The sequence below is a fragment of the Pseudomonas sp. HR96 genome (assembly GCF_034059295.1).
GTDB lineage: Bacteria > Pseudomonadota > Gammaproteobacteria > Pseudomonadales > Pseudomonadaceae > Aquipseudomonas.
Map to the genome: position 1 here is coordinate 2,849,650 of NZ_CP139141.1, position 19,863 is coordinate 2,869,512.

Below are 19,863 nucleotides of genomic sequence, written 5' to 3' on the forward strand. Positions count from 1 at the left end.
TACCTTTTCGCTGGATCTGTCGACGCAGGTACGGCTCTGTAGCGTGTGGCCACGGCCAACTCCCTAACCTTTATCAAACGCTGTGCGTCTTGGCTCGCACCGAAGCAGCTCCCTAGCTGGCCAGCATTTTCACCCATTAGCGCTTTTGCGTGCCAGGGAGTTATTTCAACAGCAGGCACATGCACGGCTTAATGGCAGCCTTAAACGATATGCGAGCGCTGATCAACGCAGCCATCAATGGTCAGGGAATCGTCCTGGCGGCCGAGGAAACCTTGGTGGATGCCCTGCGCCGGGGAGACCTAGTACGCGTGCTGAGCGGGTACCAAGGGCCTTCCAGGCCATTGAATCTTGTCTACAAAGCTGATCGTCAGCAAATGGCAGTTGTCAGGGCGTTCGTGAAAGAGGCAGTGGAGCATTTCACATCAAGCCTCAATCTTCAGTTTTAAGAAAGGGGGGTAGCCAGTGCCCTGCATATTCGTAAACAGATTCGACCAATGCCGTCGAGAAATCCCATGCCAGTTCAGTTGCGGCCCTGAGGGCGTCTCCGTCCAGAGGCAGAGTGAAACCAGGAGCCTTCATACGTAGTCTCTGCGCCCTCCGCCCCGTCAGGACTCCTGACTAGATGGACAGGTCTCGGCACTTTCAGTAACTACCTGCAGGTCGCTCACACATGCTTGCATGGGTAAATGGAATACCAGGTTGATGTGGTTAGTCTCGATAGTTGGACGAGGCATGCAGCAATCATCATAATGCCGAATGCTCCTCATGCAGGGACACACGGATGAAGGTGAGTGAACACCTGTATGCTTTTTTAACGGAGTTCCGGTTATATAGGCTCTGAACTGATGTCGAGGGCTTGTGACTACTTGAAGAACAGCCTTCAACATTGTGTAGTTATGTTGGTCACCTTCGCTGGAAAAAGGGACGGATGACTTTCGAACAGGATTCGACACAACGTCCCAAGTAATCAATTCAAAATCTTCGGCTACGTCATAGCAGATCTCGCCGGCGTATAATTTTCCTTTCCTATGGCCGCACCCCTGAAGGACTGACCTCGGTTTTTCGCAAATCGAGCAGCTTAGTTTCTTGATTATCTCACGACTGCTAAAAAATATCTTGTACGGAAAAAGTGCCTGCCAGCTGCCAACCGCATTACTCAGGAATCTCTGACCGAAATTACCATCCAGACATGCTTTGTTTTCGTCAATTCTAGAAAGGAGAATTTCCAGCTGCTCCAAAGCGCACCAGGCTTGGTAGAAGCTTCCAGATTTTAGGAGGCCAAATATATTCAGATTGAGTAAGTGGCTGTCTAACAGTGCCGAATACATCCATATTTTGTTTTTCAGCTGGGTGTCAGCTGTCGCCCCCTTTAGAGCCTCCAGTAACGGCAAGTATCGCTCATCGCGGAGCTCAATCATCCACCACGCGCAAAGCAAGTCGTCAAGCTCTGAAAGCAAATTGACAGAGTTCATTTCCCTCCAAGCTCTTTAACAATTTTTAGAACATCCCTAGGCTTACCGGACACATGATATTTTTTCTTCGCCTTCCCCTTCCCCTTGACCACACTCACCCGGAGCTCTATATCTTCAGATTTATGCTGATTAATCTTAGACTCAATGAAGCTCCCCAAAACGGTGACAAATAACGGGATTCCGATATCTGTCAAGAGGTAGCTGCCGATATCCAGAATGATACTATTGAGCTGACTGTAGTGAAGGTTTTGGGCGTCGCCGCAAACGCCGATGCTGACTTCGTCTGACTCCTGCTCACGAAGAAGTGTCATAAACTCAATGGAGTCCGCGCCAATAATGGCGACCCCATCCTGAGGACTGACCTCAGGGATAACCAACGCAATAGCGCTTGCGTCGCCGAGGTTGTCGATATAGATCGAGACTGCGCTTTGTTCCGGAATATCTTCTTCGAAAAAACTTGCGCTTGAGCTCACCGTTGATACTCCCTGCATGGTAATACGCGAAAAATCTGGCCTGACTCCTTGATTTCGCTGAATAGGACTGCGGTAAATGTTCTTCGAGTCCAGTGATCCAGTGCACGAGAAGCAGGCGCTAGAGCCATCGTAACGATATCATTTTGGCGGTAGACAGTGCACGTTATGAGCGCTTGAGAAGCAGATTTTTTAGCCCCCTCGTGCTTAAAGGAGATAGCTGACTAGACAAATACGCTAACTGGAGACGCACTGCGTCGAACCTGACGACGCAACCCAACCACAGCTACACCCTCGTCAACGCTCGGAGACGGCGCATCGCTTAGGGACAGAGGGGCCAACAAAAATGCGGGCCCGTTTTCAATCGAGCCCGCACTGCTGTCGCTTTAACCATGTTGCGTCAGAAGGAAGCGCGTACCATCAAACCGCCAACCAGAGCATTGTCGACCTGGTTCACGCCACCCGGATGAACGATGTACTGCAGGTTTGGCCGCAGGGTGAGCCAATTGGTGATCTTGGCCCCGTAGTAGATCTCGGCACTGTACTCATCCCCTTGTACCGGCAGGTAACGGGGATCGTCATAGTCGGAGACGTCATTGATCTCGTTGACCAGACGCTGCCGCTTCCCCAATCAGTCGCACCGTGTCTAGAGGTCGGCGTGTGTTCAGTTCAAGGCATATTGATTGGTGAAAGCCTCACACATCCACGAGGAGCGTAAGGGCTCGAACAGAGTCAATCGGCCCTGTTTATCAGCCCGATCAGCTGTCTAGCGTTGAATTCGAGAGTCATTGCCACCTCCCCCACTGGCACGTCCCAAGCCTCAGCCAGCAGCTCAGCCGTTTGGCCTGAGCTCCACGGCATGACAGTGGCACCGTTGACCTTGGCGAACGGCCCGTCGCTTTCAGGAACCACGCGATCACGAGGAAGCCTCTTGGCAAGCGCCTTGCCAGATGCCGAGTTGAACGCTGCCGGCCCGATGCTGAACCAGCATCCCATATCCGAGGCGGACTTAAGCTCAGCAGCCGTCCCTGTAAACCAATGAAGAACAGCTGTGCCAAAACCTGGGTGGTCATCGAGAATCGCTAGCACCTGTTTCACGGCCTGGCGCGAGTGAATGCTCAGCACACGTCCACCGACGTTGGCGCATTGCGCGACCACAGCAGTGAACACTGTACGCTGAGCGTCGTAGCTGTGCTGGAACCGTTTGGAACCATCCAGCCCTACCTCACCGACAGCAGATGCGTATTTGATCTGCTCGATCAGGGTGTCCAGCTCAGCGTAACGCTCATGGACGATTTCCGGATGCAGTCCCGGTGTGATGAGCATATTTGCATGACCGCCAAGCACCTTATTGGTGGCAGAAAATGCCCGAGGGCTGGTGGTAACCAGCCAGGTGAACATGTTCCTCTGCACCGCTTGCGCGAAGACCTTCCGTGCATTGGGATAGAGGTCGAGATGGCAGTGAAAATCCATCAAAGCAATCCGTCTCCGGTTAAAAGGGCCTCCAGCTCATGGATGCCATTGGTGAGCACAGATCGATACTGAGGTCGTTCAGGAATAGGAGCAAACGCTAATGATGCTCCCAAGAACTTGTCGATACCTCTATCTCGCGCCGTAAGTACCGCCAATGCTACAGACATCGGATCATCTGGCCCGCTGGATTTGTCGCTCCCTACCAACCCTGGGAAGACGTACTCGGTTGCATCGGCCCCCGATGTCCAGGCACCGAAAGCAGCCCTGCGAATCATACAAGGCACGCAACGACCACAGTGACGTCGATTGTAGGTACGGAATCGCCCGCAGCTGGTCGTATCGGACGCCAGCGCTTGTAGGCGCGGCTGATCAAGGCACTCATTCATCATCTGCCCTTTGGTCTTGAACCGGTAGGGCAATTCCAGCTGCACCGAGACGCCAATACCATCGAGAACCTGCTGCAGCTTGTTGATGAACAGAGGGTGAGTCGTGCGAGTACTCAGGCTCGATACTCGCCCAGGAACCAGTGGGGGGTTCACACAAATGAAGCCGTTCTCCGGGATGTAGATTGTCGGGCGCGCAACGCCGAGCCGAGACGCGGCCAGTACGGCGAAGGCATAGAACGCCAGTGAACGACCACGCGTCGACGGTTCACGCGGGCCTTTGAAGCTGATTCCATGACTCCACTGATAGTGGGCATCAGCACCACCAAGCAGGGTTGCATATCGGCGTTGGCGTTCGGAGTCCTCGTGCGCCAGCTGAGAAACAAACAGAGGCCGCCGGCCCTGGGCCACGAGATCCAGGCCACCGATAAGGCTGTCGAGACCACCAGACAACAAGGAAACGCAATCTTGATCCTTGGTGGTGAAACGTCCTTGAGGGGGTGGCAGGCCTGCATCCGTGAAGATCAGAGTCCAATAGTCCCCGGTCAGCACTTTCAGCAGTTGCTCAAGCTCCACCTTCCACGGATCCCATCGCAATGGCTCGTGAAGCCCCACACTGAGCTCAATTGTACGAGTCCAGCCATCAGCACTTGTACTGCGCAGTGCGCAAAGGTCGGTCGCACAGACTGCCAAGCAGAACTGAACGAAGTCCCAAGCCGCAGGGGTTGGGCGAAACCCTTTGCGCTTCAAGGAGCCGTGCCAACTCTTGGCGATGGTACCGACACCCTCACGCCTGGCGCTTCTGAAATAGGTGAAGGCGCGCTCCCCTTCGGCGAGTTGCGCGGGAAGACGGGCAACGCTGGTACAAATGACCTTGATCATTCAGCAAATACCTCTAGCGCGGTCTGCAGCACACGATGCGCAAGGGTTTGGGGATCGATTCTCTGCGCCGCTAGACCTTCCATGATTCGCTGCACCTCTCCGTGAACCCATTGCTTGATGTCATTACGGAACGCCTGGATCTCGACCGGCGAATACTTGAGCTTTTCATAAGTCTGGCCCAGCTGCAGATCCATCCGGTTGCAGACTTCGTTGGCGATCGTGAACCCGATGACCGCAGTGATCTGCTGATCATCAAGCTGAAAAATATCGACGTTGGGATCCTGTTCATACAGCTGCGCTAATGCATCGGCGGCGGCGTTTCTCAATGACTCATCGTCGACACTGCCGGTGCCCGGCATGACTTCCTTGATGAGTTCCAAGGCAAGATCGCTGGCTGACAGGTTCTGGCCGCGAACCCTCTGAATCCAGTCGACTACTTGAGGATCGGTGCCGGCCCTGACCGCTTCGAGAAACGATCCCAGTTGCCCCGCGCCTTGAGCAACCCCACGCATGGTATTGCTTGCACGCCCCGCTCCACCCATACCCTTGTTGATCATGCTGCTGGCAGCGCCGCGAAGCGCGTCACGACCACCTCCAGACAGGTATTTGCCCATCTGGGATCGGGCCGGCATAAACCTGCGATCTGGCGCGATGTCCTGATCTTGGGCGGGCTCTAAGCCGGGCTCTCCATTTTCAGGTGCATCCTGGGGAACACCCTCATCACCATCTGGAGCACCATCCGGCGCTCCGCCATCTGGCGCTGGGCCACCGGCGGCATCGCCCTGATCTAACCATTCCGGGTCAAAGGGCGAACCCGCCTTGCCGCCACCACTTGATGTAGAAGTTCCCATCAGACTCCACTCCTTAGCGCTGCCTTGATGGCCCTTTTGGTACGTTCGCTTACGGCAGGATCCTCCCCCCAGGATCTCAAGATTTCCGCCGCCCAGGATTGGCCTGCTAGGGCGGGTATGATGCCTGGCCCTAACGCATCCAGGGGAGCAAGACTCAACAGCCCTGCTGCACGCCTTCCGAGTGCTGGGTAAACCTTGCAGGGTTCAATCAGGATGATCATCTCGACGGTGGCTTTCCATGTCCGCGACGATGCAGTTCTCTGCCAGGCTTTCACCATCGCAAGCTCTGCCTGGTCGCTGTCGACGGCGGCAATAGCCTTCGTCAGAGGTTCATTGGCGCTGGTGGCAACCTTCAAAACATCACGAAGAACACGGGCGGCGGGGGTCATGTTGTTGTCGCCGAAATCGCGCGTCGCAGTATCTCGACTCAGGTGAAGCAGAGGGCGCAAGTCCGTCGCACCAAGCGCCGGCGCTAACTGCAGCCACTCTTGGACGAATGGCTCGTCAAAAGGCTTGGACAGTGCGCCTCCATCGCGGGCGACCTCCTCGGCCTGCAGCAACTCCGCCACTTGCCCATCGTTTTCAGAACTGACCATGGACGACAAGCTGTCGGCTAGTTCCTCTTTGTAGCGCTCCAACAAATGCCACTTCGCCAATGCCGGAATGTCCAAGGTGATTCCTTGAGGTTGCGCCAAGGATTCCCTCAGATAGACAGTATTCAGAAAGCGCTTCATGAGCCGTGGATTCGCACTGATACTGGACGACTTGAACATCAGCGTTGCCAACCCTTGTGCCAGTTCCATTAATGCCTGGAGACGTGTATCGGCTCCCACGAGCTCGTTGAGAAACGAAGACGTAATCGTCTCGCCGAGCCAGCTTCGGGCTAGGCGTTGCGGTATATCCATCTTCGCTTGATCAAATTTTTCTTGTGGAAATGCCCCCGTCCTGGCCTCGCGTTCGAGCAGGAGCAGCACGAGGTATGCTTTGGCTTCGTTCACGCCGATACGGGGCACATGCAGAGGCACCTGGATCAGCTTGTCAAAGTAGTTAGTGGCGATGTTGCTGGTGATGCCGGTGCCTTCGAAATGTTTCTTAACGGCACCGTGGATGAATTCATTGTCGGCAGCGATCACAAAAGCCGTGCGCTTGAGAAACAAAAGCAGCCTGATGGATTCGAGAGTCGAAATTGCCGTCTCCGGCAGGCACCGATCCAAGTCGTCAACAAACACCACCAAGGTGATGCCAAGCTCTTCCAGCAGCTTTTCGAGCGCTGATCTGAAGGCATGAATTTCGTTAGGCAGCGACAGCGGCTTCGCCGGGTTCAACAGACCATCGGTCTTGAGATCCAGCGCCTCTCCCTCTTTTTTGTCTCCCCCCTCAGCCGCGTCGCCGTCTGAGCTGAAGGCGCTCCAAAGACCTGAAACCTTTCCGATCGCCTTGCCAATCGTTCCGACAGGCACACCCGTGGTAATCGTGATCGCAGCCTCGCCCCCGAACTGGGCCAACCGCAGCAGATTGATGCGTTTTAGGAGGTCGAGGGCTTTCTTCAGCAGCGTTTCATCACCCTTCGCCAGCTTCAGCACCTCATCGCCGACGATTTGCAGCAACGCGCTGCGAGCGCTTTCGAAGTCTTGATAGAGCCACGGGTTGAAGGTGATGACAACGTATCGGTCTTCGGCAGGCGGAGGCTGGGCAGCGGCGGCATCGGCTGGTGACGGAACTCTTGGGGCTGCCGGGGTTTCGAGGCGAGCGGCGATCATTTTGACCAGAGAGGACTTACCCGCCCCCCAACCACCTGACACACCTATCGAAATCGGCTCGCCACGACTCTGCCGCAGAAGGCTGGCGCAGGCATCAGCTACCACGCCAAAGTTCAGATAATCGACCGTTGTCTCGTTGTCATGCCACATGGATTGAAGTCCGTTTCGGGTTTCGTGCGAGGAACGCTTGGCCGCTTGATGCTGCTGGCAGCAGCGCCCAGGCAGGGCCGAGAAAACGTCCATGTAATGAGTTGACTGCGCTGAGTTACGTCCAGTGGCGAGACCGGCAATGGGCCAACGCCATATGAGCTCTACAGCACGCAAATCGGATCCCAAAGATTCTAAGTCGCTTAACGGCAACACGCCATACCAAAAACATGACGAGCTCGCGCCGTCTTCAGCCTCTCCATCAACGTAGGTGCAGGCCGAGGCCAATGAATACGGCACTCAACCGCTCTTGGCGCCTGGATTGTGCAGCGTCGCGCCTAAATGGCCGGCCTGGAGGGAGATTGGGCGTAAGCGTATGGCCAACACACGTTCAGATGACCGACGGTGTATGGTTTAACCCGTCAAATGCATCCAGTATCTGCCGTACTCGATCTTCGACGGACATGTCCCCCTCAAGCCTTAAGACAAAACAAGTACGCACAGACAGCCACTCCTGATGCCCGGCCAAGCTCCGTCCAGGGACGCCTCCCTCATCATACTGAGCAGCCCAAGCCAGGAACTCCGGCTTTGCTTGACCGAAGCGTTTTACCTCTCGACGTTCTAATCTTTCTAGCCTGAGTTCAACAGGAAGATATAGGAACACCACAAGATCAAATTCATTCTCAAGCGGCAGCCCCCAACCCATTACTGATCCGGCCACTACAGCACGGCCATGAGCGCGCATTTCCTGTAGCAAGCGCTCTCCTCGCTGCGTTTTGTCTGCCAGATATTGATATGGCGGGTTACTCGGCAGCCACAAAAAATCATCTGCTTCCAAGTGAGATGTGCTCAGTTCCTTTGCTAAAGCATTCGCTAAGGTCGAAGTGCCGGTACCTGCCGCGCCTGTGATCAAGATGTAACGTGCTGTCTCGTTTGTCATTTCGCTCTCAGCCACTCTAAAACGAGTTTGCCATCTCCGATGAATTAACAGTGCTCCATTGATGCGGCAGTAGCCGTTCAATCTCACTGGCCTTCTGAGTCGGCAACCGCATCAGCACATCCTTGAGATAAGCGTACGGATCATGCCCATTCATGCGTGCCGACTGAATCAAACTCAAGATCGCGGCCGCTCTTTTACCGCTACGTAGCGATCCTGCAAATAACCAGTTCGAGCGCCCAAGCGCCCATGGCCGGATCTGGTTTTCGACTGGATTATTGTCGATTGGTACAGCCCCATCATCGAGGTAGCGCGTCAGCGCTACCCAGCGTTTCAGACTGTAATCCAAGGCTTTAGCCGTCGCTGATCCGTTGGGCACAAGATCGCGCTGGGTCAACATCCAGTTGTGAAGGGCTTTAGTCAGCGGCGCGGCTTTTTCTTGGCGTATTCGCCCGCGATCTTCATCGCTCGTGTCGTGCGCCTGCCGTTCGACTTCGTACAAGCCGCCAATCGAGTGCAGTGCTTGTTCTGCCAACTGACTTTTATTCGCCACGTGCAGATCGAAGAACTTGCGACGGGCGTGGGCCATGCAACCGATTTCGGTCATGCCCTTTACGAAGCATGCATTGTAGCCCGCGAAGTCGTCACATACCAGTTTGCCGTTCCAGGAACCGAGGAAGTTGCGGGCATGTTCACCTGCGCGATTTGGGCTAAAGTCGTAGACCACCGCTTTAACCCCCGTGAACGGCGTGGTGCAGTAAGCCCAGACATAAGCGCGGTGAGTTTTCTTCTGACCGGGCGCAAGCATCTGCACCGGCGTCTCATCAGCATGTACAACCCGCTGCGCCAGGGCGACTTCTCGCAGCGCATCAACCAACGGCTGAAGCTGCACGCCGATCTGCCCGACCCATTGAGCCAACGTGGAACGCGCAATTGCCAAGCCGACGCGGCCGAAGATTTTCTCCTGCCGGTACAGTGGTAAGTGGTCGGCGAACTTTGCGACCATCACGTGAGCGAGCAAGCCCGCAGTCGGTATGCCTTTGTCGATTACCTGGGCCGGCACCGGCGCCTCAATAAGTGTTTCGCATTGACGGCAGGCCCACTTTCTACGCACATGCTGCTCGACCGTGAACACGCCCGGCGTGTAATCCAGCTTTTCGCTGACATACTCGCCGATGCGCTGAAGTTGGCAGCCGCAGGCGCACTGGGTGTTTTCCGGCTCATGGCGGATCCGTGGAAATTGCGGTGGCAGCGGCGCGCGTTTGGGCTGCTGACGTGCCTTCCCGGGGGCCCTTCATCCGGTTAGCGCGACGATTGGCGAAAAGATAAGCACAGTGCGGCTTCGCCGCACCGAACACGGCGATCACTTTGGCCAGCGCAGATTCTGTGCCAGCGCGCATATCTAGAGGTTCAGTGGCGAGCCAGATGGCGTCGATACGGATCACCGGGCTAGACCACGGATGAATCGGGCGCAGCCATCAGGATCTGCCGAAGGCCATTTGACGGTGATGGTTTGCTGACCGAAAGGGATCTCTAGACTCACCAGCAATGGTTGATCGGACCGAGCTATGGGCTCCATTTTTATTGGAACGAAGGCAGGTAACGCCGGAGTCTGAACATCGTGATAAAGAGGTATCCACTTTCGAACCAAGTCGGCATTGATGCCGTGGCGCAGGGCAACACTGGCCATGGACACGACAGGTTCCAGGCATTCCTGGACTATCTAGGCTTTGAAAGGTTTGGGGTAAGAGGTTCTTTGGCGCATGGGAATCCTGACGATAAGGGCGATGGTGTCCACGTATTTTTAGGTGGAGAACATCGCCCTTATTGCTGGGTTTAGGTAGGTGACTTTGCCGGACGGTTACGATTGGGCCGCGCACAGCCTGCGTTCGGGATTCGTTACCGAAGCCAGCAGGGCGTGCCGCTCGGCGAGGTCATGGCTATGCCGAGCACCGCAGCGTCAGGACGGTAATGGGCTACTTGCAGGCTGGATCACTGTTGGACAGTCGGGCCAGTCAGCTGATCCGTGACCAGGAGGATGGAACGCTGCCTGCAGCACCTGGACCCATAGCAGACTGACTGGAGTCGCTAGTTCGCGCCTTGGCCGCCGTCACCCGCCTATTGGCGCTTGGGCTCGATGGTCAGTGCCCAGCTCAACCAAACGTCACCGGTTCAGGCGCTGCAATGATTACCTGGTCGTGTTCTATCCGCAGCGTGAAGTGATGGCGGTCCCGCGCACTCACCTGGCGAGAAAAGAACCGGTAAAACTCATGGGGCTCTTCCATTTCGATATCGAAGGTGATTGCGCTTATTTTATGGCGATCCAGCAGCTTTTTCAGGCCGTTTCTGAGTCTGCCATACTCAGATATTTTGTTGCGCTCCTGGCTCTTGGTGCCGAAGTAGTGAATGAGCGCATGCTCCAGCAGCTCCCCCTCTTCGACTCGCTGGACCTCGTCGATTAGAGAGTTCGCGATCATGAAATTCAGCATGAGATCACGGTTTTTTGCCACTGAAACCACTTTGAAAATGTTGTAGAACACGAAGACGTCGGTTTCTTCCGGCGACAGTGAATAAACAGAGTCGCCATAACCTCGGTGATCGCGATTCAACGGACGCGTGGCAGGATCGTCCGTAGAGCCAACGTAGAGCACTTCGGTGTCGACCCCCAGATTGATGTCATGAAGGATCAAAAAATCATGGACAGGTAACGCGATCGCCTGCTGACCTTCCTCACCCTCGATCAGGATAAAACGCCCGTCCTCAGTCAAGGTTGGCAGGGCGAACCGACGGGCGTCCTTGGGTATTTCCAAGCGCAGCTGTTTCAGTTTTTTTGCCCGCCCAACTTCGAGATGGATCAGCAGGTACTTTCGAGACAGGGATCGTTTCGGTGGCCTGCGGCAACAGAACCTTACCTGCTGCCGTGCAGCGATGAAGTACACAAACCGCTTATCGGCGCTATTGCGGACGGCCTCTCGGTGACTGTCAAGGAAGGCTGCTGCTTGCCGCTGAACGTCGCACCCTTCCGGCGGGTTGACTATCAGGTCAAACCAGAAGAACTTGGAGTGGAGCAAACCGACCCGCCACTCTTTTAGCGCCTCAGTGTAAGCAGGTTGATTGGCAATGAAATTGAAATGACCCCGGGTGCTCATCAGTGGCACTTCCTGCACATTGTTCTGAAATAGCTAAGCATAAGCATTCAGCTGAAGCCACGAGCCGGAATAACCCCGGCACGAGGCCTCCAAGCCGGCGCCTTGTCGCCTACAGCTTGCGCCATCATAGTCCTTTTACCATCAGCGGGCAGCGTTCAGCTGGGCAACGGACGGTACATGCCCAAGCTTCCAGAAAGCCGGCATCTCTTCAAGGGAATTCTCGATGCTATCTAAGCATAGCGCCATCCGATATTTGGTATATACCAAATTCCTCGTTTATAAAGAGCCACCTTCGTTTACCCGTGCAGGCGGTCTGATCCATGGTGTCGCTCAAAATCATGCTGGAATACTTCCACCCCTGGCCTAATTCTGCGGGCTTCTATGTGGCCCGCGAGCGTGGCTGGTATGCCGAACTGGGGCTGGACGTGGAATTGCGCGTGGCCGATCCGGAGCGCGGCGACAGCCTGCAGCATTTGCTCGATGAGCAAGTGCAGCTGGCGGTGTGCCCAAGCAATCGGCTGCTGGTGCGGCGTGACCAGGGCCAGGCGCTCACCGGCGTCGCTGCCATCAACCATGCCGGGCTGGAAGCGTTTCAAACCCTGACGGAATTCGCCATCGAGCGGCCCCGTGATCTGATGGGCAAACGCCTGGCGTTGAACCCTACGCCTCGCGGTCTGGCGATGGTTCGTGACCTGGTGCGCCGCGATGGCGGCGACCCCGATGCGCTGATCATTGTCGACAGTGGCTGCCGTGAGCTGCGCCCGGAGGAGCTGGCCGCCGGGGTCGCCGACGTCAGCTTTGGCGGCTACTGGGCCTGGGAGGCGCTGATGGAGAGCGCCGTCCCCGCCGAGCGCCGGGTAGTGCACCGGGTCAGTGACTGGGGCGCGCCGGCCTACCACAGCTACCTACTGGCGGCGGGCGATGCCTGGCTTGCGTCCAACGAGACGACCCTGCGGGCGTTTCTGCAGGCCAGTCGGCGCGGCTTCGAGGCCGTGGCGGCGGAGCCAGGCCTGGCATTTTCGGCCTATGAGCGGGTGATTCCCTACTTCCCGACCCAGTTGATCGAGCGTTCGCTGCAGCTCATCGCCCCGACCTGGCTGCATCAAGGTCAGTGGGGTGCGCAACGCCAGGCGCTGGTCGAGCCCTATGCTCAGTGGCTGCACGAACACGGTATCATTGCCAACCCGCACGCCTGGCGCCAGGCAATCAGCAATGACTACCTGACGGAGCTTCAGGCATGAGCCAAACGCTACACACCCATGGCATGGCGGGCGAAACGGTCGCTGCCGACTGGCCGATGCTGACCTGCGATGACGTGAACGGCCTGCTGGTTTTTTTCTCGCACTTGGGGAAGTTGCAGCGCATCGACTGGCACAGTCCTCGGCCCTTCTCTTCGGCGGCATTGATCAGCACCGATCGCGGCGAGTGGTTCGTCAAGCGTCACCATCGCGAGGTTCGCCTACCGGCGTGGCTGGAGGAAGAACATGCCTTCATCGCGCACCTGCGCCAGGCCGGGCTTGGCGTGCCCGAGGTACAGACCAGTGACGATGGCCGCACGGCGCTGGCACTCGGCGACTGGACCTACGAGATTCATGCCCGGGCACCGGGACAGGACCTGTACCGCGACGCGCAATCCTGGTCGCCCTTCCAGACCCGGGCCCACGCTCATGCCGCCGGTCGCAGCCTGGCGCAGTTGCACAACGCCGCCGAAGGCTTCCAGGCGCCGCTGCGCCAGGCGCGAACGCTGACCAGCCGTTGGCACCTGTTCGCCCACCGTGATCCTGCCCGCGCCCTGGAGCGCTATCTGCACGAGCATCCGGCCGTGGCCGCCTACCTTGGCGAGCGCGACTGGCATGCCGAACTGCAGCGGCACGTGTTGCCGGCGGTGGATGCGTTGCGCCCCACCCTGGCCAACCAGGCGCCGCTGTGGACGCACAACGACTGGCATGCCTCCAATCTGCTATGGAGCGCCAATGGCGAGGTCGAGAGCGTGCTGGACTTCGGCCTCTGCGACCGTACGTTCGCGCTCTACGACCTGGCCACCGCGCTGGAACGCAATGCTGTTCCCTGGTTGCAACTGGACAGCGAAGGCCACGCCCGCGCCGATCTCGATATCGTCGATGCGCTGCTGGAGGGTTACCACCAGGTGCGGCCGCTGTCAGCGCAGTCGATCGAGGCGTTGACAGCATGGCTACCTGTCGTCCATGCCGAGTTCGCGCTATCGGAAATGGTCTATTTCGCGCAGGTGCTGGGCAACCGCGAGAGCACTGATCTGGCCTGGAAGGGCTATTTGCTTGGCCACGCGCAGTGGTTCGCCGGGGCCGAAGGCCAGCGGCTGCTGGCGCATATTCGCGACCATGGATCAGTGGTGGCAGCGCACGTTGCCCGCAAAGAAGCCAGCCCGGTCACCGAAGCAGCGCCTGACTCACTGGTCTCGGTCAACTGGCTCGCCGAGCACTTGCACGACCCAAGGCTGGTCATTCTGGACGCGACGGTGCTGCTGCCCTCCCCGCGTTTCGATGGCGACTATCGAGCCGAAAGCGGCTACCAGGGCTGGCTCGACGAGCATATTCCGGGCTCCCGGCATGCCGACTTGACCTGCGCTCTGCACGACACCAATGCCCGCTACAGCTTCGCCATGCCAGCGCTCGAGCCGTTCGCCGCGCAGCTGCAACGCCTGGGCATCGACGACCACAGCCGCATCGTCATCCACGACCGCAACGACGGTTTCTGGGCCGCGCGTCTGTGGTGGATGCTGCGCAGCGTCGGCATCGCCGCCAGCCTTCTGGACGGCGGCTTGAGTGCCTGGCGCGCTGCCGGCCAGCCGATCCACAGCGGCCCGGGCCCGCAGCAGCAGCCCAGTCAGTCCGGGCCGACCCTGCGGCACCAGCCGGGCCACTGGGTCGATCAGCAGCAAGTGCTTGCCGTCAGCCAGGGGCAGGCGCAGGGCCAGCTGGTGTGCGCCCTGGGCCAAGGGGTGTTCGACGGCAGCGCCGCCACCCGCTATCACCGCCGTGGGCATATCCCGCGCAGCCTCAACCGCCCTGCCCGGCAACTGTTCGATGAACAGGGCCGCTACCTGCCCCGCGCGCAACTGCAGCAGGCGCTGGGATCGACCCTGCTGGAGGGGGATCAACCCGTGCTGCTGTATTGCGGCGGCGGTATCAGCGCCGCCGCCAGCGCTTTCGCCTTGACCCTGCTGGGCCGTGCCAACGTCATGATCTACGACGGCTCGTTGCAGCAGTGGAGCGCCAACACCGCCTTGCCAATGACCACCGGACCAACGCCGGCCTGATTTGCCGATTCAATCCCTACGCCTCATCCTGCGCCCCGGTCCAAACGTGCGCAGCGGATGAGTGCGCCCGGCCATCCCTTTGTCATGCAAGGAGCTGCAATGATTCATCGTCTTCCCTTCCCGACCCAGGCCCTGCTGGCGAGCATGAGCCTGCTCTCGCCCTGGGTCTTCGCCGACGACACCACTACCCTGAGCGCCATCACCGTGACGGGCGAGCCGTCAGACAGTTACCGCGCTACCCAGGCGGCCGTCGGTGGTGGCAAGCCGGCGGCACTGATCGACACCCCGGCGGCGATATCGGTGTTCAACCGCCAGCTGTTGCAGGATCAACAGGCCCGTCTGCTCAGCGAAGTGCTGCGCAACGATGCCTCGGTCGGTGACAGCTACGCGCCGGTGGGCTACTACGAGAATTTCGTCATCCGTGGCTTTTCCCTCAATGCCGCGACCAGCTACAAGATCAACGGCCGTACCGTCACCGGCGAGCAGAACATCGCCCTGGAAAACAAGGAGCAGGTCGAAGTGCTCAAGGGCCTGGCCGGTCTGCAAAGCGGCGTCAGCGAACCCGGTGGCGTGGTCAATTACGTGACCAAGCGGCCCAAGGAGGTGCGCTCGGTCACCGCCGGCACCGACGAGCAAGGGGGGCGCTACCTGGCCACCGACCTGGGCACCTGGTTGGGCAGCGAGCAGCAAGTGGGTGTACGCGCCAACTTCGCCCACGAAGACCTGCGCTCCTATGTCGACCACGCCGACGGCAAACGCGACTTCGCCTCGCTGGCGGTCGACTGGAACATCGATCCGCGCTCGACCCTGCAACTGGACATCGAGTACCAGAGCCGCGAACAGCGCTCGGTGCCCGGCTATCAGCTGCTCGGTGGCACCTCGCTGCCCCATCACGCCGACCCCCACGACCTGCTGGGCTACCAGAGCTGGTCCAACCCGGTGGGTATCGATTCGCTGAACATGAGCGGTCGCTATGACTATCGCCTCACCGACGACTGGAGCGCACGCCTGAGCCTGTCCCGCAGCCGCGTGGTGATCGACGACTACAGCGCCTTCCCCTGGGCCTGCTACGGCGCCCCCAGCTGCGCCAATTCCGCCGTGCCCAACTACTTCAGCAGCGAGGGTGACTACGACATCTACGACTTCCGCAGCCCCGACGACACGCGCCGTACCGACGAAGCCGAGGCGGCAGTGTCGGGCGAGTTGTTCACCGGCGCGCTGCGCCATGAGCTGGACCTGGGCGTGAGCGCGTTCCGCCGCACCGTCGACAAACGCGAAGCGATCAACCAATACCTGGGCGAAGGCAATATCGACGCGACCCCGGACACCTTCGCCCCCTATGACGGCGCGCTCAACCACACCTACCGCAACCTCGACAGCCGCCAGTACGGGCTGTTCATCAACGACCGCGTGCACCTGAACGAGCAGTGGCAGTTGCTGCTGGGCGGCCGCGAAGTGCGCCTGGACGAGAAATCTTACGACAGCGACGGCGATATCGCCCGCCACACTCAACTGTGGCAGTTTCTGCCCAACCTGGCCGTGCTCTACAAGCCACGCGAAGACCTGTCGCTGTACGCTCGCTACAGCAAAGGCCTGTCCCTGGGCAGCGCCGCGGCCTGGTATACCACCAACGCCGACCAGACCCTGCCGCCGACCGTTTCCCGGCAGGTGGAAATCGGCATCAAGCAAGACTGGCAGCGCCTGAGCCTGGGCGCCGCGTTGTTCCAGATCACCCAGGGCTACCAGTATTCGCGCCCCAACGACGACGGCAGCAGCACCTTCGTGCAGCAAGGCCAGCAGAAGAACGTCGGTCTGGAGCTCACCGCCAATGGCCGCGCCAGCGATCGCCTGCAGGTGTCTGCCAGCGTTGCCGCCATCCGCGCGCGGGTCACCGGCAGCGGCACCGAAGCCTATGAGGGCCATCAGTCGATCAACGTGCCCAAGCTGCGCGCCAGCCTCTCGACCGATTACAGTGTGCCCGGCCTCGACGGCCTGTCACTGCTGGGCGGCATGCAGTACAGCGGCGCCAAATATGCCGATCGCACGGCCAGCGTCAAGGTCGACGACTATGCGGTGTTCAACGGTGGTGCGCGCTATAGCACGCGTATCGACGGCTACGACACGGTGTTCCACCTGATGGTCGACAACCTGTTCGACAAGCGCTACTGGCGTGACGTCGGCGAGTTCGTCGGCGATGGTTACCTTTTCCTCGGCGCCCCACGCACTGCGCGGCTGTCGGCCACCGTCAACTTCTGAAGGAATCTGCCCTATGTCCCCTCTCGAAATCATCGCTGTGCTGGTCAACGTCCTGGGTGTCTGGCTGACCGCGCGGCGCACGCCCTGGTGCTGGCCGGTCAGCGTGGTGGCGGTGCTGCTGTACGTGTGGATCTTCTATGACGTGAAGCTCTACTCCGACATGCTCCTGCAGGTTGTGTTTGCCTTCCTGCAAGGCTACGGCTGGTGGCGCTGGCAGACCGGGCGCATGGACCAAGGCAAGGTCCGCATTGAACGCCTGTCGACGCGCCTGGCGCTGGTCAGCCTGGCCTTGGGTGCGCTGATATCGGTGCTGCTGGGCGCCGCCATGGCGCACTTCACCGACGCCTCGCTGCCCTGGCTGGACGCCAGCCTGACCGGCTTCAGCCTGGTGGCCAGCTACTGGGCGGCACGCAAATTCATCGCCAGCTGGTGGCTGTGGATCGTCCTCGATGCCATCTACAGCGGCCTGTACTACTACAAGGCACTACCGCTGACCGCCGTGCTCTACGCGGGCTTCATCCTGCTCGCGGTCTATGGCCTGCGTGCCTGGCGACGCGACCTGCCAGGCGATAATGCTGCGGCGGCGGTGGCCTCATGAGCCAGCCCCGGCGCATGCGCCTCAATGGCCTGCGGCAGAACACCGTGGGCCATACCGCCATGGGCCTGTGGCGCCACCCACTGAGCCAGGCCCACCTTTACCGCACCCTGCAGCACTGGACCGACACGGCGCGTACGCTGGAACGGGGCTGCTTCGATGCGCTGTTCATCGCTGATGCCCTGGGGCCGCTGGATGTCTACCAGGGCCGCGTCGATGCGGCGCTGCGCGACGGTATCCAGAGCCCCTGTGGCGATCCTCTGCTGCTGGTCAGCGCCATGGCGGCGGCCACCCGCCATCTGGGCTTCGCCATCACGGTGTCGACCACCTACGAGCAGCCCTATGCCCTGGCACGCAAGTTCAGCACCCTGGACCATCTAAGTGAAGGTCGGGTCGGCTGGAACATCGTCACCTCGGCGCTGGACAGCGCGGCCCGCAACCTGGGGCTGGACGCGCCGCTGTCCCACGGCCAGCGCTATGAGCGCGCCGAAGAATTCATGCAGGTGGTCTACGGGCTCTGGGAAGGCAGCTGGGCGGACGACGCCGTGGTGATGGACCGGGCCAGCGGCGTGTTCGTCGACCCCGCCCGAGTGCACCCGGTGGCGCACCGCGGGCACTACTTCAAGGTCGAGGACATCGCCTTGTGCGAGCCCTCGCCGCAGCGCACGCCGGTGCTGTTCCAGGCCGGCAGTTCGGGCACCGGCCGGGCGTTCGCCGCGCGCCATGCCGAAGGCGTTTTCCTGTCCACCTACGACCCGCTCATCACCCGTGGCCTGGTCGACGACCTGCGCGCCCAGGCGCAGGCTGGCGGGCGGCCGGGCGACGCGCTGAAAATCTTCAATATCGTCACGGTGATCTGCGCGGCCACCGATGCCGAGGCGCAAGCGCGCTACAGCGATCTGCAGGGCTATGCCAGCACCGAGGGCAGCCTGGCCCGCTACAGCGCGTTGCTGGGCATCGACTTTGCCGCACTCGACCTCGACCAGCCGCTGGCCTACGCCGAAACCCCGGGCATTCGCGGGCTCCTGGAGGTGTTCACGCGGCTCGATCCGACACGCACCTGGACCCCTCGAGCGATCGCCGAATTCGTCGCCATCGGTGGCGGCGGCCCGGTCATCGTCGGCTCACCGACCACCGTCGCGGATGAACTGGAACGCTGGATGAGCGTCGCCGACCTGGACGGCTTCAACATTGCCGACCCATTGCCGGGCGTGACCCTGGTGGACTTTGTCGCGCATGTGGTCCCCGAACTGCAGCGGCGCGGCCGGGTATGGCGCGCCTACGAGGGCGCGACACTGCGCGAGTATTTCGCGGGCCCAGGCAACGCGCGGGTTGCACAAACCCATCCCGGCGCCGATCATCGACGCCGTTTGCACGCACTCACAGGCCGAGAATGATCAGCAAAGCGTCGCTGCCCCACTACCTGCGCATCAGCGAGCAACTGCAGGCCGACCTCGACGAAGGCCGCCTGCAACGCGGCGAGCGGCTCGCCCCGGAACGCGAGATGGCCGAGCATTTCGGCTGCACCCGCGTGACCCTGCGCCAGGCCCTGCAGCGGCTCGAAGCCCAGGGCGGCCTGTACCGAGGGCCGCGCCGCGGCTGGTTCGTGTCGCCGCTGGCGGTGCACTACGACCCCAGCCGCACCACCAGTTTCATGGACTACGTCACCGCCCAGGGCCGCGTGCCGCGTACTGAATGCCTGGTCGCCGAATACCGTGCGGCCGGGCCGTGGCTGGCGGCGAAGATGCAACTGGCTGCCGATGAACCGGTGTATTGGCTGCAGCGCCGGCGCTGGGTGGATGGCGTGCCGGTGCTATTGGAAAACAACGTGCTGCGCGCCAGCGGCTGCCCCGGCCTGCTCGGCCAGCCCCTCGAGGGTTCGCTGACCACCCTGCTGCGGGAACGCTACGACCGCCGCCTGGCCCACAGCCAGATCAGCCTCAAACCCTTGCTGCTCGACGAGCAGCAAAGCGAATGGCTCGACATCGCCGAGGGCTCCAGCGGTCTTTATCTGCAACGGCTGTGCTTCGACGAGAGCGGCCTGGCGGTGGAGTACGATCAGGAGCACTGGCGCGCGGATGCAGTGCAGGTGGTGATGGCGATCAATGGCTAAGTGGGATGGACGGGTTTTTGCTGGCCGCTGCAGACCCGACGCCCTCCTGCGGTAAAAAATGTTTTCTGCGGATGGCCGAC

At 59.9% G+C, this 19,863-nt stretch carries 16 protein-coding genes and 3 pseudogenes; 8 read left to right on the forward strand and 11 right to left on the reverse strand.

The window, feature by feature from the left end; genetic code table 11:
• The first annotated feature begins 179 nt into the window (after positions 1 to 179).
• The gene (locus SFA35_RS12745) at positions 180 to 446 is read left to right on the forward strand and encodes a LysR substrate-binding domain-containing protein (protein WP_320570882.1); all 267 of its coding nucleotides are present in this window, start codon (positions 180 to 182) and stop codon (positions 444 to 446) included.
• A gap of 159 nt (positions 447 to 605) precedes the next feature.
• Here the strand turns inward: SFA35_RS12745 and SFA35_RS12750 are convergent, their stop codons facing one another.
• From SFA35_RS12750 to SFA35_RS12795, 10 genes and pseudogenes are all read right to left on the reverse strand, one after another.
• The gene (locus tag SFA35_RS12750) at positions 606 to 1,472 is read right to left on the reverse strand and encodes a hypothetical protein (RefSeq protein ID WP_320570883.1); all 867 of its coding nucleotides are present in this window, start codon (positions 1,470 to 1,472) and stop codon (positions 606 to 608) included.
• Complete coding sequence (locus SFA35_RS12755) at positions 1,469 to 1,945, reverse strand: hypothetical protein (RefSeq protein ID WP_320570885.1); 477 nt, start codon at positions 1,943 to 1,945, stop codon at positions 1,469 to 1,471. The genes SFA35_RS12750 and SFA35_RS12755 overlap by 4 nt, the downstream gene beginning before the upstream one ends.
• 397 nt (positions 1,946 to 2,342) lie before the next feature.
• Positions 2,343 to 2,567, reverse strand: a pseudogene (locus tag SFA35_RS12760) (carbohydrate porin); the annotation flags it as partial.
• Positions 2,568 to 2,674: 107 nt separating this feature from the next.
• The gene (qatD, locus tag SFA35_RS12765) at positions 2,675 to 3,415 is read right to left on the reverse strand and encodes a Qat anti-phage system TatD family nuclease QatD (RefSeq protein ID WP_320570888.1); all 741 of its coding nucleotides are present in this window, start codon (positions 3,413 to 3,415) and stop codon (positions 2,675 to 2,677) included.
• Positions 3,415 to 4,680 (reverse strand): Qat anti-phage system QueC-like protein QatC, encoded by a 1,266-nt coding sequence (gene qatC / locus SFA35_RS12770; protein ID WP_320570890.1) that lies wholly within the window; start codon positions 4,678 to 4,680, stop codon positions 3,415 to 3,417. The genes qatD and qatC overlap by 1 nt, the downstream gene beginning before the upstream one ends.
• Positions 4,677 to 5,531, reverse strand: coding sequence for a hypothetical protein (locus tag SFA35_RS12775; RefSeq protein WP_320570892.1), 855 nt, complete (start codon positions 5,529 to 5,531; stop codon positions 4,677 to 4,679). Before SFA35_RS12775 ends, qatC begins: the two co-directional genes overlap by 4 nt.
• The gene (locus SFA35_RS12780; RefSeq protein ID WP_320570894.1) at positions 5,531 to 7,441 is read right to left on the reverse strand and encodes a P-loop NTPase fold protein; all 1,911 of its coding nucleotides are present in this window, start codon (positions 7,439 to 7,441) and stop codon (positions 5,531 to 5,533) included. Before SFA35_RS12780 ends, SFA35_RS12775 begins: the two co-directional genes overlap by 1 nt.
• Before the next feature lie 388 nt (positions 7,442 to 7,829).
• Positions 7,830 to 8,378: an AAA family ATPase gene (locus SFA35_RS12785; protein ID WP_320570895.1), complete on the reverse strand. Its 549-nt coding sequence runs from the start codon at positions 8,376 to 8,378 to the stop codon at positions 7,830 to 7,832.
• Positions 8,379 to 8,394: 16 nt separating this feature from the next.
• Positions 8,395 to 9,657 (reverse strand): annotated as a pseudogene (gene tnpC, locus SFA35_RS12790) (IS66 family transposase); the annotation flags it as partial.
• On the reverse strand, positions 9,596 to 9,775 hold the full coding sequence (locus SFA35_RS12795; RefSeq protein WP_320578996.1) for a hypothetical protein: 180 nt from the start codon (positions 9,773 to 9,775) through the stop codon (positions 9,596 to 9,598). The pseudogene tnpC and the gene SFA35_RS12795, both read right to left, overlap by 62 nt.
• A gap of 465 nt (positions 9,776 to 10,240) precedes the next feature.
• Here SFA35_RS12795 and SFA35_RS12800 point away from each other — a divergent pair.
• Positions 10,241 to 10,454: pseudogene (locus SFA35_RS12800) on the forward strand (integrase); the annotation flags it as partial.
• Positions 10,455 to 10,528: 74 nt separating this feature from the next.
• On the opposite strand, the gene SFA35_RS12805 reads toward SFA35_RS12800, so the two are convergent.
• Complete coding sequence (locus SFA35_RS12805; RefSeq protein WP_320570896.1) at positions 10,529 to 11,524, reverse strand: hypothetical protein; 996 nt, start codon at positions 11,522 to 11,524, stop codon at positions 10,529 to 10,531.
• Between the two features lie 320 nt (positions 11,525 to 11,844).
• On the opposite strand from SFA35_RS12805, the gene SFA35_RS12810 reads away from it, so the two are divergent.
• The 6 genes from SFA35_RS12810 (at position 11,845) to SFA35_RS12835 (ending at position 19,783) form a co-directional block, all read left to right on the forward strand.
• The gene (locus SFA35_RS12810; RefSeq protein WP_320570898.1) at positions 11,845 to 12,765 is read left to right on the forward strand and encodes an ABC transporter substrate-binding protein; all 921 of its coding nucleotides are present in this window, start codon (positions 11,845 to 11,847) and stop codon (positions 12,763 to 12,765) included.
• Positions 12,762 to 14,819: a phosphotransferase gene (locus tag SFA35_RS12815; RefSeq protein ID WP_320570899.1), complete on the forward strand. Its 2,058-nt coding sequence runs from the start codon at positions 12,762 to 12,764 to the stop codon at positions 14,817 to 14,819. The genes SFA35_RS12810 and SFA35_RS12815 overlap by 4 nt, the downstream gene beginning before the upstream one ends.
• 144 nt (positions 14,820 to 14,963) lie before the next feature.
• A complete protein-coding gene (locus SFA35_RS12820) occupies positions 14,964 to 17,075 on the forward strand; it encodes a TonB-dependent siderophore receptor (RefSeq protein ID WP_320578998.1) in 2,112 nt (703 codons plus the stop codon).
• 13 nt (positions 17,076 to 17,088) lie between these two features.
• A complete protein-coding gene (gene pnuC, locus SFA35_RS12825) occupies positions 17,089 to 17,673 on the forward strand; it encodes a nicotinamide riboside transporter PnuC (RefSeq protein ID WP_320570900.1) in 585 nt (194 codons plus the stop codon).
• On the forward strand, positions 17,670 to 19,067 hold the full coding sequence (locus SFA35_RS12830) for an LLM class flavin-dependent oxidoreductase (protein ID WP_320570901.1): 1,398 nt from the start codon (positions 17,670 to 17,672) through the stop codon (positions 19,065 to 19,067). The genes pnuC and SFA35_RS12830 overlap by 4 nt, the downstream gene beginning before the upstream one ends.
• A complete protein-coding gene (locus SFA35_RS12835) occupies positions 19,064 to 19,783 on the forward strand; it encodes a GntR family transcriptional regulator (protein ID WP_320570902.1) in 720 nt (239 codons plus the stop codon). Before SFA35_RS12830 ends, SFA35_RS12835 begins: the two co-directional genes overlap by 4 nt.
• Positions 19,784 to 19,863: the final 80 nt, after the last annotated feature.

Coding starts and splice junctions, on each gene's coding strand:
- SFA35_RS12780 (WP_320570894.1), bottom strand. CDS start 7,441: ATGTGGCATGACAACGAGACAACGGTCGATTATCTGAACTTTGGCGTG.
- qatC (WP_320570890.1), bottom strand. CDS start 4,680: ATGATCAAGGTCATTTGTACCAGCGTTGCCCGTCTTCCCGCGCAACTC.
- SFA35_RS12805 (WP_320570896.1), bottom strand. CDS start 11,524: ATGAGCACCCGGGGTCATTTCAATTTCATTGCCAATCAACCTGCTTAC.
- SFA35_RS12745 (WP_320570882.1), top strand. CDS start 180: ATGCACGGCTTAATGGCAGCCTTAAACGATATGCGAGCGCTGATCAAC.
- SFA35_RS12820 (WP_320578998.1), top strand. CDS start 14,964: ATGAGCCTGCTCTCGCCCTGGGTCTTCGCCGACGACACCACTACCCTG.
- SFA35_RS12810 (WP_320570898.1), top strand. CDS start 11,845: ATGGTGTCGCTCAAAATCATGCTGGAATACTTCCACCCCTGGCCTAAT.
- SFA35_RS12750 (WP_320570883.1), bottom strand. CDS start 1,472: ATGAACTCTGTCAATTTGCTTTCAGAGCTTGACGACTTGCTTTGCGCG.
- SFA35_RS12835 (WP_320570902.1), top strand. CDS start 19,064: ATGATCAGCAAAGCGTCGCTGCCCCACTACCTGCGCATCAGCGAGCAA.
- SFA35_RS12815 (WP_320570899.1), top strand. CDS start 12,762: ATGAGCCAAACGCTACACACCCATGGCATGGCGGGCGAAACGGTCGCT.
- qatD (WP_320570888.1), bottom strand. CDS start 3,415: ATGGATTTTCACTGCCATCTCGACCTCTATCCCAATGCACGGAAGGTC.
- SFA35_RS12795 (WP_320578996.1), bottom strand. CDS start 9,775: ATGCGCGCTGGCACAGAATCTGCGCTGGCCAAAGTGATCGCCGTGTTC.
- SFA35_RS12785 (WP_320570895.1), bottom strand. CDS start 8,378: ATGACAAACGAGACAGCACGTTACATCTTGATCACAGGCGCGGCAGGT.
- SFA35_RS12775 (WP_320570892.1), bottom strand. CDS start 5,531: ATGGGAACTTCTACATCAAGTGGTGGCGGCAAGGCGGGTTCGCCCTTT.
- SFA35_RS12830 (WP_320570901.1), top strand. CDS start 17,670: ATGAGCCAGCCCCGGCGCATGCGCCTCAATGGCCTGCGGCAGAACACC.
- pnuC (WP_320570900.1), top strand. CDS start 17,089: ATGTCCCCTCTCGAAATCATCGCTGTGCTGGTCAACGTCCTGGGTGTC.